Source organism: Sphingopyxis microcysteis, from assembly GCF_012274265.1.
Classification (GTDB): Bacteria; Pseudomonadota; Alphaproteobacteria; order Sphingomonadales; family Sphingomonadaceae; genus Sphingopyxis; species Sphingopyxis microcysteis.
This window is the reverse complement of sequence record NZ_JAANYY010000002.1, coordinates 1,035,617-1,049,708: the sequence shown is the minus strand read 5'-3', so window position 1 is coordinate 1,049,708 and position 14,092 is coordinate 1,035,617. Positions and strand designations below refer to the sequence as shown.

Annotated in this window: 14 protein-coding genes and 2 tRNA genes; 9 read left to right on the top strand and 7 right to left on the bottom strand. The window is 63.5% G+C overall.

Annotation, left to right across the window (positions count from 1 at the left end):
- Positions 1–7: 7 nt before the first annotated feature.
- From G9408_RS05020 to G9408_RS05010, 3 genes are read left to right on the top strand one after another with little or no spacing between them, the layout of a single operon-like run.
- Positions 8–1,294 (top strand): cytochrome b, encoded by a 1,287-nt coding sequence (locus tag G9408_RS05020; protein ID WP_168452938.1) that lies wholly within the window; start codon positions 8–10, stop codon positions 1,292–1,294.
- 31 nt (positions 1,295–1,325) lie between these two features.
- Positions 1,326–2,135: a cytochrome c1 gene (locus G9408_RS05015; RefSeq protein WP_168452937.1), complete on the top strand. Its 810-nt coding sequence runs from the start codon at positions 1,326–1,328 to the stop codon at positions 2,133–2,135.
- A gap of 28 nt (positions 2,136–2,163) precedes the next feature.
- Positions 2,164–2,718: an adenine phosphoribosyltransferase gene (locus G9408_RS05010; protein ID WP_168452936.1), complete on the top strand. Its 555-nt coding sequence runs from the start codon at positions 2,164–2,166 to the stop codon at positions 2,716–2,718.
- Positions 2,719–3,313: 595 nt separating this feature from the next.
- Here G9408_RS05010 and G9408_RS05005 read toward each other — a convergent pair.
- The gene (locus G9408_RS05005) at positions 3,314–4,087 is read right to left on the bottom strand and encodes a DUF1134 domain-containing protein (RefSeq protein ID WP_168452935.1); all 774 of its coding nucleotides are present in this window, start codon (positions 4,085–4,087) and stop codon (positions 3,314–3,316) included.
- A 244-nt stretch (positions 4,088–4,331) separates the two neighbouring features.
- Here G9408_RS05005 and G9408_RS05000 point away from each other — a divergent pair.
- The 5 genes from G9408_RS05000 (at position 4,332) to G9408_RS04980 (ending at position 7,583) form a co-directional block, all read left to right on the top strand.
- Positions 4,332–4,424: transfer RNA gene (locus G9408_RS05000), tRNA-Ser, on the top strand.
- Positions 4,425–4,586: 162 nt separating this feature from the next.
- Entirely contained in the window at positions 4,587–5,231 is a 645-nt protein-coding gene (locus G9408_RS04995; protein WP_168452934.1) for a PepSY-associated TM helix domain-containing protein, read from the top strand.
- Positions 5,232–5,242: 11 nt separating this feature from the next.
- Positions 5,243–5,773, top strand: coding sequence for a DUF2271 domain-containing protein (locus tag G9408_RS04990; RefSeq protein WP_168452933.1), 531 nt, complete (start codon positions 5,243–5,245; stop codon positions 5,771–5,773).
- A gap of 17 nt (positions 5,774–5,790) precedes the next feature.
- On the top strand, positions 5,791–6,627 hold the full coding sequence (locus G9408_RS04985) for a DUF4198 domain-containing protein (protein ID WP_168452932.1): 837 nt from the start codon (positions 5,791–5,793) through the stop codon (positions 6,625–6,627).
- Positions 6,628–6,719: 92 nt separating this feature from the next.
- Entirely contained in the window at positions 6,720–7,583 is an 864-nt protein-coding gene (locus G9408_RS04980) for an FAD:protein FMN transferase (protein WP_168452931.1), read from the top strand.
- Here the strand turns inward: G9408_RS04980 and G9408_RS04975 are convergent.
- The 4 genes from G9408_RS04975 to G9408_RS04960 all read right to left on the bottom strand — a co-directional run bounded on the left by G9408_RS04975 (position 7,580) and on the right by G9408_RS04960 (position 12,436).
- A complete protein-coding gene (locus tag G9408_RS04975) occupies positions 7,580–8,263 on the bottom strand; it encodes a Fe2+-dependent dioxygenase (RefSeq protein WP_168452930.1) in 684 nt (227 codons plus the stop codon). The two genes, G9408_RS04980 and G9408_RS04975, sit on opposite strands and share 4 nt — an antisense overlap.
- 98 nt (positions 8,264–8,361) lie before the next feature.
- A complete protein-coding gene (locus G9408_RS04970) occupies positions 8,362–10,656 on the bottom strand; it encodes a TonB-dependent receptor (RefSeq protein WP_168452929.1) in 2,295 nt (764 codons plus the stop codon).
- A gap of 143 nt (positions 10,657–10,799) precedes the next feature.
- Positions 10,800–11,546, bottom strand: coding sequence for an energy transducer TonB (locus G9408_RS04965; RefSeq protein WP_235957472.1), 747 nt, complete (start codon positions 11,544–11,546; stop codon positions 10,800–10,802).
- 20 nt (positions 11,547–11,566) lie between these two features.
- Complete coding sequence (locus tag G9408_RS04960; RefSeq protein WP_168452928.1) at positions 11,567–12,436, bottom strand: alpha/beta fold hydrolase; 870 nt, start codon at positions 12,434–12,436, stop codon at positions 11,567–11,569.
- A gap of 95 nt (positions 12,437–12,531) precedes the next feature.
- On the opposite strand from G9408_RS04960, the gene G9408_RS04955 reads away from it, so the two are divergent.
- Positions 12,532–13,323, top strand: a complete 792-nt coding sequence (locus G9408_RS04955; protein WP_168452927.1) for an SDR family oxidoreductase — start codon at positions 12,532–12,534, stop codon at positions 13,321–13,323.
- 215 nt (positions 13,324–13,538) lie between these two features.
- Here the strand turns inward: G9408_RS04955 and G9408_RS04950 are convergent.
- Together G9408_RS04950 and cpdR are read right to left on the bottom strand one after the other, a co-directional pair.
- Positions 13,539–13,613, bottom strand: a tRNA-Val gene (locus G9408_RS04950).
- Positions 13,614–13,683: 70 nt separating this feature from the next.
- Positions 13,684–14,061 carry a cell cycle two-component system response regulator CpdR gene (cpdR, locus tag G9408_RS04945; protein ID WP_088442230.1) on the bottom strand — a complete coding sequence of 126 codons (378 nt, stop codon included), beginning with the start codon at positions 14,059–14,061 and terminating at the stop codon, positions 13,684–13,686.
- Positions 14,062–14,092: the final 31 nt, after the last annotated feature.

The following is a 14,092-nucleotide window of genomic DNA, read 5'->3' as shown; positions in this document are numbered from 1 at the left end:
AGATAAGATGAGCTTTCCCTGGGCCAAACCCTATGAACCGAAGCATCCGCTGATGAAGTGGATGGACGAGAAGCTGCCGATTCCGCGTCTGGTCTATAACGCCACCGGTCCCGGCTATCCCGTCCCGCGCAACCTCAACTATTTCTGGAACTTCGGCGTCCTCGCGGGCGCCGCGCTGATGATCCAGATCATCACCGGCATCGTGTTGGCGATGCACTACGCCGCCAACACCGGCGTCGCATTCAATTCGGTCGAGCATATCATGCGCGACGTGAACGCCGGCTGGTTCATCCGCTATGCGCATATGAACGGCGCGAGCATGTTCTTCATCGTCGTCTATCTGCACATCTTCCGCGGTCTTTATTACGGTTCGTACAAGGCGCCGCGCGAAATGGTGTGGCTGCTCGGGGTCGTGATCTTCCTCCTCATGATGGCGACCGCCTTCATGGGCTATGTGCTGCCGTGGGGCCAGATGAGCTTCTGGGGCGCGCAGGTGATCACCGGCTTCTTCTCGGCTATTCCGCTCGTCGGCGAGCCGGTGCGTCAGTGGCTGCTCGGCGGCTTCGTCCCCGACAATGCGACGCTGAACCGCTTCTTCTCGCTCCACTATCTGCTGCCGTTTGTGATCCTGGGTGTCATCATCCTGCACATCTGGGCGCTGCACATACCGGGGTCGAACAATCCGACGGGCATCGAGGTGAAGGACGAACAGGACACCGTCCCGTTCCACCCCTATTACACCGCGAAGGATGGTTTCGGGCTCGGCGTATTCCTGCTGGTGTTCGTCGCGCTGACCTTCTTCAGCCCGAATATGCTGGGTCATGCCGACAATTATATCCCGGCTAACTCGCTGTCGACCCCGGCGCATATCGTTCCCGAATGGTATTTCCTGCCCTTCTACGCGATTTTGAAGGCCTTCACCTTCAACTTCCTGTGGATCGACGCGAAGCTGTGGGGCGTCATCGCGATGTTCGCATCGATCGCGCTCCTGTTCTTCCTGCCCTGGCTGGACAGCTCGCCGGTGAAGTCGTCGACCTATCGCCCGCTGTACCGCATCTTCTTCTGGGTGCTCGTCGCCGACGTGCTGCTGCTCGGCTGGTGCGGCATGCAGCCCGCCGAACAGCCGTGGGTGATCCTCAGCCAGCTGGGCGCCATCTACTACTTCGCCCACTTCCTGGTCATTCTGCCCATCGTTTCGCGGATCGAACGTCCGTTGCCGATGCCGAATTCGATCACCGAAGCGGTTCTTGCCAAACATGCCCCCGACGCCGCGTCGGGTCCGGCAGCGGCCTGAGCGCCAGACTTTAACAGGAGCTGATACAGCCATGGTTCGCCCGCTCGGATTTCTCGTCGGCCTCGGTTTTATTACCGCGCTGGTGCTCGCGATTTTCACGACGCCGCTCAAGAATGAGCCCAATGTGGCTTATTCGTTCGTCAAGCATCCTCGCCATGTGAAACTGGCGAGCGACGGCCTGGTACCCCATTGGGACAAGGCGCAGTTGCAGCGCGGGATGCAGGTGTACAAGGAGGTCTGCTCGGCCTGCCACAGCCTGAACCTCGTTGCGTTCCGCAACATTCAGGATCTGGGTTATACCGAAGGCCAGGTGAAGACCTTTGCCAAGGGCTTCCAGGTTCCGTCGGTCAATCCCGACACCGGCGAAGTCGCGACGCGCGATGGCTTGCCGTCGGATCATTTCCCGGCACCCTATGCCAATGATGTGGCGGCACGCGCGGCGAACAACAATGCGATCCCGCCCGATCTGTCGCTGATCACCAAGGCGCGCGAAGGCGGCAAGGATTATATCTATTCGCTGCTGACCGGCTATCAGAACCCGCCGGCGAACCTGCCCGCCGAGCTGAAGCCGGGTACCGGGCTTCATTACAACCCTTATTTCCCGAACCTGAACCTCGCGATGGCCAAGCCGCTCGCCGACGGGCAGGTGACCTACGCCGACGGCACCAAGGCCAGCGTCGACCAGATGGCCAAGGACGTGACCGCGTTCCTCGTCTGGACCGCCGAGCCGAAGCTGGTGAAGCGCGTGCAGGTGGGTTGGGCCGTGTTCTTCTTCCTTCTGATCTTCACGGTTCTCGCCTATCTGTCGTACCGCAACATCTGGGCCGACAAGATGCATTGAGGACAAGGGGCAGGGCGATTGTGACCGCATGATCGCCCTCCCACCCCAGCCCGACCTCGACCTGGCGTCGCTGGTCCGCACTATCCCGGATTTCCCGAAGCCGGGTATCCAGTTTCGCGACATCACGACGCTGATCGGCGACGCGGCAGGCTTTGCCGAAAGCGTGCGCCGCCTGTCTGCGCGCGCGGCCGTGCATCGTCCCGACCTGATCGTGGCTGTCGAGGCGCGCGGCTTTCTGTTCGGCGCCGCGATGGCGACCGCGATGGGGCTGGGCCTTGTTCCCGTGCGCAAGGCGGGCAAGCTGCCCGGCGTGACGATCGGGGTCGATTACGCGCTGGAATATGGCACCGACCGGCTGGAACTGCACGAGGGCGCGGTGATGCCGGGGCATCGCGTGGTGCTGGTCGATGATTTGCTCGCCACCGGCGGCACGATCCTGGCGGCGGCGGATTTGATGCGTAGCGTCGGGGCCGAGGTGGTCGCCGCGCTGTTCGTCATCGACCTTCCCGATCTGGGCGGTTCGGAGCGGTTGGCGGCGGCTGGGCTACGGTGTGAGACGTTGATTGCCTTTGACGGCGATTAGGCTGCGATGGGTGGGGCGCTGACCTTCGTCACCCGGCCCAAAGTTCAGGAAAGTTCAGCCTTGTGCGCACCGCGATGCGGACCCGCTGCTCTGCTAGTGGCGACCCGAAGTAAACCGTCCCTGCCGACTGCGAGCGACGACTTGATCCGTCAGAAGCGTCAGACGAATGAAGGCTGACATAGTCGAATAATGTAGGAAAGGCCTTTTTGGAGGTGATGTCTGTTTTGGGGTGGGGAGCGGACGGTCAATTTTTGTCGTCACCCCGGCGAAGGCCGGGGTCTCACCCTCGCATCCTAACGCAACGGCGAGATCCCGGCCTTCGCCGGGATGACGATGTTATAGATCCTCCCTGTGGCGAAGCCATGGGGAGGGGGACTGTCCCCGCGAAAGCGGGGATGGTGGAGGGGCCGCGACGGTAGTGCCAAAGCCCCTCCGTCAGCGCTCCGCGCTGCCACCTCCCCATCGCTGCGCGACAGGGAGGATCGATGGCAACTTCCGGTCGTTAGCCGTCATTTCGCCGCTAACCTCTGTCCCCCAAAGAAAAGCCTCGGCCGTCGGGCGCGGGCTTTCTTTTCGTTGGTACACGGGCCGATACTTAGAACGGGACCCAATTCTGCTTCTTGCGGAACTTCATATAGCCGACGTTCGCGCCCAGTCGTGCGCCGACGCCGACGCGGATCGGGATCAGGACGACGTCGCCGCGGCGCAGGTAGCTCGCGTTGAAGCCGCCGAGGAGATAGGCAGCGCCTTCGCCCGCGGGGAAGCGCTTGTAGAGATCGTTGCTGTCGAACAGGTTATAGACGAGGACGAAGGTATTGCCCGCGTTGGCGCCTGCGTCGAAGCCGACCGAGGGGCCGGTCCAGTAAGCGGGCAATTCGCCTTCGATCTTGTGGTGCAGCGTCCCCGAACCATAGCGCACGCCGAGCACCAGCGCACCGCCGGCTTCGCGGCCGACGATATAGGCGTTGGGTTCGCCCTGTTTCTTGAGGATGTCTTCGATCAGTCCGGCCAGCCCCTGCGCGCCTTTGCCGAACACGCCCTCGGCGGCGCCGATCAGGTCGTCCTGCTTATAGGTCGCCGTATCTTCGGTGATCACGGTGGTGGTCGTCATATCGCCCGGGGTGGCGGTGCCGCTGATCGGCGCTTCGCTGGTCTGCTGGTCCCCGGTCGCAAGGTCGCTGTCGTAATTGATGACCTCGTCGGTGGCATCGCTCGATACGGGTGGGGGCGAGGTGGGGTTGTCGAGATCGGAATCGATCGCGGTGTTCGGATCGAATTCGCGCATCTGGGCCGCGGCGGGAACCGGCGATAGCGCCAAGCCGAAAGCGGCGGCCGCCGCCAAAGCAAAGCTGGTGAATGTGTGTCGCATGTCTGACCCCCAAAATTCGAACGGTACGAGCGCACCGAAAGCGGCGTTAATCATGACTCGGTTTGCGCGGCGGGCAATGAACCGGCGATGACCCGAGTCGATTTTGCGCCAGACCGAATCGATAGTGCGCCGAAATGCTCGGCCTCGGGGTAAAATTGGGCAATCTTTGGCGTTGCGGGGCGCGAAGTGCATGGCTATAGCGACCCGCCTAGGCCAAACCTGTCGTTAGCGCGGCAGACCATGCGGAGACGTGGGTGAGTGGCTGAAACCAACGGTTTGCTAAACCGTCGTACTGGTAAATCCGGTACCGAGGGTTCGAATCCCTCCGTCTCCGCCACCCTTTCCTTCATCGTCAGATCGACCGGTCGGTAAGGCGCCAGCCAGCGCCTTCGCTCGCTGTGCGTGGTCCATCAAATTTCGTTCTCACAGCGGAATAGTTATTGTAATTGCGAAGCGTTCGCGATAATTGCCGCGCATCATTCCCATCCAGAATTCTTTCATGCACGCACCCAACCCCTCGCGCCCGGCGATCAAAAAGAGCCGGAAAGCCTTTTGGCTGAAGCAGTTGCACATGTGGCACTGGATGAGCTCGGCTGTCTGCCTGATCGGATTGCTGCTGTTTGCGATCACCGGCTTTACGCTGAACCACGCCGCCGACATTGAGGGATCGCCGGTCGTCACCGAAAAATCGGCCGACCTTCCCGCGCCGCTGCTTGCCCAATTGGCCGCGGCAGTCCCGGCGGATGCCAAGGCGCCGCTGCCCGCGCCGGTTGCCGCATGGGTCGAGCAGACGTTCCCGGTCAAGGCGTCGAACGAGGCCGAATGGTCGGCGGGCGAAGTCTATCTGCCCGCGCCGCGTCCGGGCGGCGACGCCTGGGTCGCGATCGACCTGACGACGGGCGCGGCAACCAGCGAAGTCACCAGCCGCGGCTGGATTTCCTATCTCAACGATCTTCACAAGGGCCGCAATTCGGGCGGCGAGTGGAGCCTGTTTATCGACGTTTTTTCGTTCGCCTGTCTGGTGTTTGCGATCACCGGGCTGTTCCTGCTCCAGCTTCATTCGGCGAAGCGCAAGAGCACCTGGCCGCTCGTCGGGCTGGGGCTGGCGATCCCCGCCGCGATCGCCGTCGTCTTCATTCATTAGGGAGTTTCTTGATGCAGCTTTCCACCCGCGCGCTCGTGGTCGGTTCGACCGTCGGCCTGGGGGCCGCGTTCGCGGCGCCTGCGCTGGCCGCCGATCCCGGCACGATGGACGTGACGATCAATATCCCGCGGCTGAAGGTCGCCGAATATCATAAACCCTATGTCGCGATCTGGGTCGAAAAGGCGGGCGCCAAGGCCAAGACCGTCGCGGTCTGGTACGATCATGACATGAAGGCGAATGAGGGGACGAAGTGGCTCCGCGACGTGCGCCAGTGGTGGCGCGTGTCGGGACGCTCGCTGGCCTTCCCCGCCAATGGCATCACCGGCGCCACCCGCGCGCCGGGTGCGCATAAAATATCCTTCTCGCGCGCGCAGCTGGGTGCCGCTGCGCCGGGGCAATATACATTGGTGGTCGAGGCAGCGCGCGAGGTTGGCGGCCGCGAATTGCTGCGCATTCCGTTCAGCTGGCCGGCGAAGGCCGGGGCTGGCGGACGCGCAGCGGGAACGACCGAACTGGGGGCCGTCGCGGTCTCTTTCCGTTAAGACGAGAGGGCAGGATGATGAACAAGCGGTTTTGGGGTTTGGCGGCGGGCGCCGCGCTTGCGGCTTTGGCAGCGGTTCCGGCCAGCGCGCATCGCCAGTGGATGATGCCGTCGTCGACGGTGGTATCGGGTGACGATGTGTGGGTGACCGTCGATGCCGCGGTATCGAACGACCTTTTCTATTTCGAGCATCAGCCGATGCGGCTCGACGCGATGAAGGCGTGGGCGCCCGACGGCACCGAGGCGGCGATCGAGAATAAATCGACCGGGCGGTATCGCAGCACCTTCGACGTGCGTCTGACGCAGCGGGGAACCTGGCGGATCGGTTCGGCGACCGACATGCTGATGGGCAGCTATGAGCTCAACGGAAAGACCGAGCGCCTGCCGCGCGGGACGACCGCGGCCAATCTGGCCGAGCGTCTGCCCGCGGGTGCGACCAATGTGAAGACCGCCGAAGCGAACAATCGCAACGAAATTTTCGTGACGGTCGGCGAACCGACGACGAGCCTGTTCAAACCGACCGGCAAGGGCATCGAGCTGGCGCCGGTGACCCACCCCAATGACCTGTTTTCCGGCGAGGCGGCGACGTTCCAGTTCCTGCTCGACGGCAAGCCGGCGGCGGGCCTGCCCGTCACGGTCATTCCGGGCGGTATCCGCTATCGCGATCAATTGGGTCAGATGGACCTGACCACCGACGCCGAGGGCAAGGTTGCCGTGACCTGGCCCGAACCCGGCATGTATTGGCTGAACGTCACGACCCCGCAAGTCGAGCGGGAAGAAGGCGAAGGCGGTGCGCCGCCGCCGCTGGCAAGGCGCGCCAGCTATGTCACCACGCTCGAGGTGCTGGCGCCCTGAACGACCGTATCCTGATCCCCCGGGCGCTTACGCCCGCTGCCTTTGCGGCGCGCGATCCCCGGGCAGCGATCGCAAGCTTCGGCGGCGAAACGATGGGGACGAGTTGGTCGCTGCACGCGGTCGAGTCGTCCCCTTCGCTCGCTGCGGGGGTACAGGCGACGCTGGACCTTGTGGTCGCGCAGATGAGCCAGTGGGACAGCGCATCCCACCTGTCGCGGTTCAATCGCTCGCCGGTCGGCGAATGGTTCGACCTGCCCGCTGAATTTGCCCATGTCGTCGATGCTGCGCTGACGATCCAGCGCGCGAGCGACGGTGCGTTCGACCCGGCCCTGGGCGCGCTGACCGATCGTTGGGGCTTTGGCGCGAGCGGACCGGTGGATCGCGTGCCCGGCCCTGGCGAGGATGGCGAGCGCCGGATCGACTTCGATGCGGACGCGCGCCGCATTCGGCGCAGCGAGGGTGCCGTGCTGGACCTCTCGGGCATCGCCAAGGGCTATGGCGTCGACCTGGCCGCCGAATGGCTGCTGGCGAACGGCGTGCGCCACTTCCTGCTCGAGGTAGGCGGCGAGTTGCGCGGGGAGGGGATTCGCCCCGACGGCCAGCCGTGGTGGGTCGATGTCGAAATGCCGCCGAGCACTTCGGTGGCGCCTTACCGGATTGCGCTGCACGATCTGTCGGCGGCGACGTCGGGCAACTACCGCCGCGGCTTCACGGTCGACGGGCGGCATTATTCGCACAGTTTCGACCCGCAAACCGGGCGGCCGATAGTCAACGCCGTGTCGTCGGTGACGGTGCTGCATCGGAGCTGCATGCTGGCCGACGGCTGGGCCACGGCGCTGACCGTGCTCGGGCCAGCGGCGGCGATCGCGCTCGCCGATGCGCAGGGGCTAGCGGCCTGTGTGATTGCGGGTGAGCGCGAATTTCTGTCGCGCGAATGGCGCGCAATGTTGGGTTAGCTGTCCGCCCAGCGGCGCAAGAGATTGTGATAGACGCCGGTGAGTTCGATTACCGACCGGTCCTTGCCGCCAAGATCGCCGGTCAGCCGCTGGACCGCGCGGTCGAGGTCGAACAGCAGTCGCCGCGCCTCGGTATCGCGCACCATCGACTGGATCCAGAAGAAGGAGGCAACGCGCCGCCCGCGCGTGACCGGGGTGACGCGATGTAGGCTGGACGAGGGATAGACCACCGCGTGTCCGGCAGGCAGCTTGACGCGCTGGACCCCATAATGATCCTCGACCAGTAACTCGCCGCCGTCATAATTGTCGGGGGCTTCGAGGAAGACAGTGATCGACAGGTCACTGCGCATGCGAAACTCGCTGCCGCGCTTCAGCCGAACCGCATTGTCGACATGGGTGTCGAATTCCTGCCCCTCGCCATAACGGTTGAACAGCGGCGGAAAGATTTTGAGCGGCAGCGCTGAGGCAAAAAACAGCGGCGACCGGCCGAGCGCGTCGAGGATCAGTCGCCCCGCCTGCCGCGCCGCGTCGCTGTCTTCGGGCAATTGTTCGTTGTTCTTGGCGAGCGCCGCCTGATGGCCCGACGTGACGTTGCCGTCGACCCAATCGGCGCCGTCGATGATTCGCCGGATTTCGGCCAGCTCGTCGGCGGTCAACAGATCGGGAACGGCAATCAACATGGCAGGGTCTCTTCGGCGATACCGCGACGGGCTGCCATAGGTTCGGGCGCGAAGCAATGGCGGGGGCGGCAGCGGCGCCGCCGTCCCCGCCATGCAGGTCAATGCGTGTATGTCAGCGAGAAAATCGCCGCGCGCGCATCGCCCGGGGTGGCCCAGCCATTGTTGCGGACGCGCGTGAAGTAGAGCTCGTCGGTGAAATTCTTCACATTGAGCTGTGCCTTCAGCTTGTCGGTGACGTTGTAAGCGACATAGGCGCTATGGACGAGATAATCGTCCGAGCGGAAAATCGTCGGGCTGGCCGCGGTGGGCAGGTTCAGCGCGAAGCTGCCCTGATAGGTCAGGCTGTATCCAAGCGTCAGGCCAAACGGCAGCTCGTACGTCGTGAACAGGCTGCCCGAATGCTTTGGCGTGTTCTGAAGCTGTGCACCCGCCGCCGGGTCGGGCAGGCCGTCGGCGACCGACTGGATCAGCGTGCTGTCCAGATAGGTGTAGTTGGCGGTCACCGACCATTGCGGGGTGATCTTGCCGACGACGCTGAGCGCGATGCCATCGACGCGCGATTTGCCGTCGAGCACCTGGTCGGGGATCGTCGGATCGTTCGACGGCACCTTGTACTGGTTGCGTTCGTTGCGGAATGCCGATGCGGCAAGGAGCAGTTTGCCACCTGCGACTTCGGCCTTGGCGCCAATTTCGTAGTTACGCGCGCTTTCGGGATCGACGTTGCAGGTCAAGGCGGTGCAGGCGCCGTTGACGGCGCTGATCGAAGGCGTTCTCGAATTGCCATAGGCCGCATAGAGCGTCACGGCTTCGACCGGTTTGTAAACCAGCCCGAGGCGATAGGAAAACAGGTCGGCATCGTTGCGGAATATCGTGCCAGGCGTCACCACGCCTGCCGTCGTTACCGTTTCGGTACGGTAATTTCCGCTGTTCTTTTCCCAGCGCACGCCGCCGTTGATCTCGAACTTCCCGATCTTCATCGCGTCGAACAGATAGACCGCGTAATTGTCGATCTCGCCGCGCTGGCGACCGCTTTCAAAATAATTCACCGGACCGGTATAGACGTTGCTGCCATAGACAAAGCCGGGCGGTCCCTGAACGATTTCGTTCGGGTTGGCGATGTTGATCAGCGGGAAGGTGGCAAAGGCCGGGGTGCCATTGGCGTTGCGGTACACATTGCCCGTCGACAGCAGATATTTTTCCCAGCTTGCCGACGCGCCAGCGACCAGCGTGTGTTCGACCGCACCGGTGTTGAACACGGCACGCAGGTCAAGCTGATTATACATGATTTCGTTGTTCGAATCGCGGGTGTTACCGCGCGGGCCGCCAATCAGGTAATAGCCTGCGGGGACCGTCGCGGGGCACGCTGCTCCCGTGGGGAGCTGGTTGTTGGCCAGGCAATAGGTGCCCTGCGGCGGGCCGACGATCGTCAGCTGCGATACCTGTTGCCAACGCGACAGATTGCGAAGCGATACCTGGTCGCTCAACTGATGTTCGAAGGTCAGGGTCGCCTGATCGACCGTAATGTCCTGCGTATCGACGTTGCGGTACCCGAAATAATCGCTGCGATCGACGCCGGGAAGGACGCCCCCGGCAACCGCATAATAGGGCACGCCATATTGCGGGATATTCTCGTCCTCCTGATGCAGATATTGCAGCGTCAGGCTGGTCGGGCCGCCGACACCAAGGGTGATCGAGGGTGCCACACCCCAGCGCTCATAATATTCGACGTCGCGGCCCGGAACGTCGTTTTGATGGATCATCGCGTTCAGGCGGAAGGCGATCAGGTCATTGGCGCGGATGTTGGCGTCGATCGAACCGCGATAATAATCATCGGTGCCGATACCCGCCGTCGCGATGACCCGAGTTTCCGCGAGCGGACGCTTGGTGACGAGGTTGATCGAGCCGCCAACCGACCCCGATCCGCCATAGACCGAATTGGCGCCGTTGACGATTTCCAGCTGTTCGAGGTTGAAATTGTCCGACCGGTTGTACGCACCGCTGTCGCGCACCCCGTCCTGCGTGATGTCCGACCCCGCCGAATAGCCGCGCAGCGTGATCGAATCCGCCGGCGGCGAGCCGCCTTCGGCGGCGCCAAAGGTAATGCCGGGAACGGTCGACAACATGTCGCGCAGCGTCAGGAGATTTTGCTGTTCGATCGTTTCGCCGGTGATGACGGTCACCGTCTGCGGCGTGTCGCGCACCGAGCGCGTCGATTTCGGCGATTCCTGCTGGGTCTGATATTGCTGACCGGTAACGATGATCTGCTCGCGTTCTTCGCGGCGGTCGCGCTCCGCTTGCTGTTCGGCAGCGGCATCGGCGCCGACTTCGGCGGCCATGGTGGGGGCGCTGATCAGGGTCCCCACGCACGACATGGCGAGGAAGGTGGCGGACATCGATTTTTTCACAATATTACCCCTGCTGGTGTTCGGAGGGGCCGCTATTGCGAATCGATCGCAGAGTCAATTTATATTGCGAATTATTCGCATCATTCTCGCAAATTGTCGCGACGATGAGGGTGGGGCTGCGATCAGGTCGCCTAACGACGCGGTTCGAGCCACCAGCTTTGCCGCCAGCCATAGGTGCTGGCGACGGCGACGCCCGCGGCATTGGTGGCGGGTTTGAAGCGAAAACGGTCTTCGATCAGGCGGCAGGTGGTCTGGTCGAGCGCGGCGTCGCCGCTCGATCGCGTCACCAGGCAGCCGGTGACGCGGCCCGACGGCTGGATCGTGAAGCGAACCTCGACGTCGCCGCCGACGCGGGCGCGGCTCGCGCTACGCGGATAGTCGCGGTCGCGGATCGTGCCGCTCTGCCATACCGCCTTGGTGCCGCCACCGGTGCCGTTGCCCGACCCGCCTGCGCCCGTTCCATCACCGCGCCCACCCGCGCCCGATCCGGCGCCGGGGTTCGGTGTCGCGCCCGCAGATGCATCGCTTCCCGTGCCGGGGTGCGGCGCGGCGGCAACCGGAGGCGTGATCGGCGGCAGTTTGGGTTTGGACGCGATAACGGGGGCCGCTTTGGCGTGTTGATTGGCTGCCGACGCCTTGCCGCTGGCGATGTCGCTGGGCGAAGTTTGGGGGACGACCGGCTCGGTCGGCGGCGGCGCCGCGATGGCAAGCGCGGCGATTGCCTTGCTGGCCTTGCGAACGACGTCGAGGTCGAGCCCGCTGGCGAGGCCGAATCCGACCGCAACTGCCGCCAGCAAGGCGCCGCCGCCCGCCACCATCCGCTGCCGTCTCGAAACCTGCCCGCTATAGGCCATCTTCTGCCCCAAAATGCGCGCCATTGCGCGCCAATGGGCCGGGTTTACAGGAAATCGTCTAGCGTGGACATGAACCGGTCGAACTGGTCGTGGTGCAGCCAGTGGCCGGCATTTTCGAACTCGATCACCTTCGCGGTGTTGAACGCGGCGAGACGCCCATCGCGCTCGGGGTTCGATGCCCAGCTGTTGGCGCCATAGAGCAACAGGGTGGGACAGGTGATCGCACCCCACAGCGCGGCAATGTCGTCCTGCGGCATGTCGAACGCGGGCCAGACATTCAGGTAATTGTCGAATTTCCAGCTCCAGCTGCCATCCTCGTTGCGGCTGATGCCGTGGATGGTCAGGTGGCGCGCCTGCGCTTCGGTCAGATAGGCGTTCTCGCTCATCATCCGCGCCAGCGCGTCGTCGAGCGTTGCATAGCGGCGCGGGGTGCGCCCGGCGGCCTGCCGCTTGTCGTCGATCCATTTGCGAAAGCGTTCGGCATAGGGCTTTGCGGCGCGCTCGGCGATGATCTTGGGGGAGGGGCCAAGCCCTTCGATCGCCACCAGCTTGCTGACATTTTCGGGATAAAGGCCGGTATAGCGGAGCGCGATATTGCCGCCCATCGAATGCGCGACGATGCTGACCGGTCCCAGATCGAGCTGATGGATCAGCTGAGCCAGATCATAGACAAAGCCGTCCATCGCGTAATTGCCGTCGGGCGACCATGCGCTGTCGCCATGCCCGCGCAGGTCCGGCGCGATGATGTGATAACGGTCACGCAGCTTTTCGGCGACCCAGTCCCAGTTGCGGCAATGGTCGCGCCCACCATGGACAAGCAGCAGCGGGGGCGCGCCGCGATTGCCCCAGTCGACATAGTGGAGCTTCAGCCGCTGCGAAATGAAGCTGTTCGAGGTGGGGCCGGCACTTGCCATCGGTTCGTCCTTGCTGTCTGATCCAGTTTCAAAAGGCGACTGGTTCCGATCCGTCAACCCCGGATCGTTACCGCGACGGATCAAGGGAGAGCAGCATGACGACATTCCGCGATAATTTGCTGGCGGGCAAAACGGCGTTCGTTGCCGGGGGGACGAGCGGCATCAATCTGGGGATTGCCAAGCGTTTCGCCGAGCTGGGCGCCAGGGTTGCGGTGGCGGGGCGCGACCCCGACAAGGCGGCGCGTGCAGCGGCGGAGATTGGCGCGGGCGCGATCGGACTGTCGGCCGATGTTCGCGATTACGCGGCGATTCGCGGCGCGATGGAGCAGGTCGCGGATCAGCTCGGACCAATGGACATCGTGATTTCGGGTGCGGCGGGCAATTTCCTGGCGCCCGCGCTCGGCATGTCGGCGAATGCCTTTCGTACCGTCGTCGATATCGACCTCAATGGCACCTTCAACGTCTTTCGCGGCTGTCACGACCTGCTTAACCGTCCGGGTGCATCGCTGATCGCGATTACGGCAGGGCAGGCGGTCAACGCGTCGGCGCTGCAAGCGCACGCTTGCGCGGCAAAGGCGGGGATCAACCAGTTGATTCGCGTGCTCGCGCTCGAATGGGGACCAGAGGTCAGGGTGAACGGCATTTCGCCGGGGCCGATCGCCGATACCGAAGGAATGAAAAGGCTCGCGCCCGATGCCGCGACGCGCCAGTCGCATTTCGACCGCATCGCGATGAAGCGCTGGGGCAAGATCGAGGAGGTCGCCGAATCGGCGGTGTTCCTCTGCTCGCCCGCCGCGGGCTATATCACCGGCACGATCCTCGACTGCGACGGCGGCAGCCAGGTCGGCGACGCGTCGCGCGGCGATCTGGCGAAGGGGATGGCGTGAGCTCATGTGATTTTGAGTGTGAAAGCTGTTCCCCTGCGAAGGCAGGGGGCCATCACCGGACGTTACGAAATACAGCGAGCGCCTCGGCAAAGCGATAGCGGTGGTGATGGACCCCTGCCTTCGCAGGGGAACGGGAAACTCATTTGGCAGTTTCGGGTGCCGCTGACGCCGAAAGCAAAAACGCCGCCAACCCGGGTGGGTGGCGGCGTTTTTAATGGTGGGCGTGGCAAGGATTGAACTTGCGACCCCTGCGATGTCAACACAGTGCTCTACCACTGAGCTACACGCCCATCCCTTGGGGTGACGGCCCCCTAATATCCCCGGCCACGCTTGGCAACCCCTTCGCGGCGGATGATGTCGTTATTGTTGGCTCGACCGATCGGCGCGGCCGAACAGATTGTCGACTTCGCGCACGAGATCTTTGAGGTGAAACGGCTTTGACAAGAGTTTCGCTTGCGGCACATTTTCTTCGGCGCGCAGCGACACGGCGGCAAAGCCGGTGATGAACATCACCTGCGTTTGCGGCGCGACCTTGGCGGTGTGCTGCGCAAGCTCGATTCCATCCATTTCGGGCATGACAATGTCGGACAGCAGCAGGTCGAAGGTTCCCGAATCGATGTAGGGAACCGCGGCGGTGCCGCGATCGACGGCGGTGACGTGATAGCCGGCGCTGGTCAGCGCCCGCGCAAGATATTCGCGCATCACGTCATCATCCTCGGCCAGAAGAATACGAATCATATGAAAATCTGTCCCCTGGTCGCTCGATACG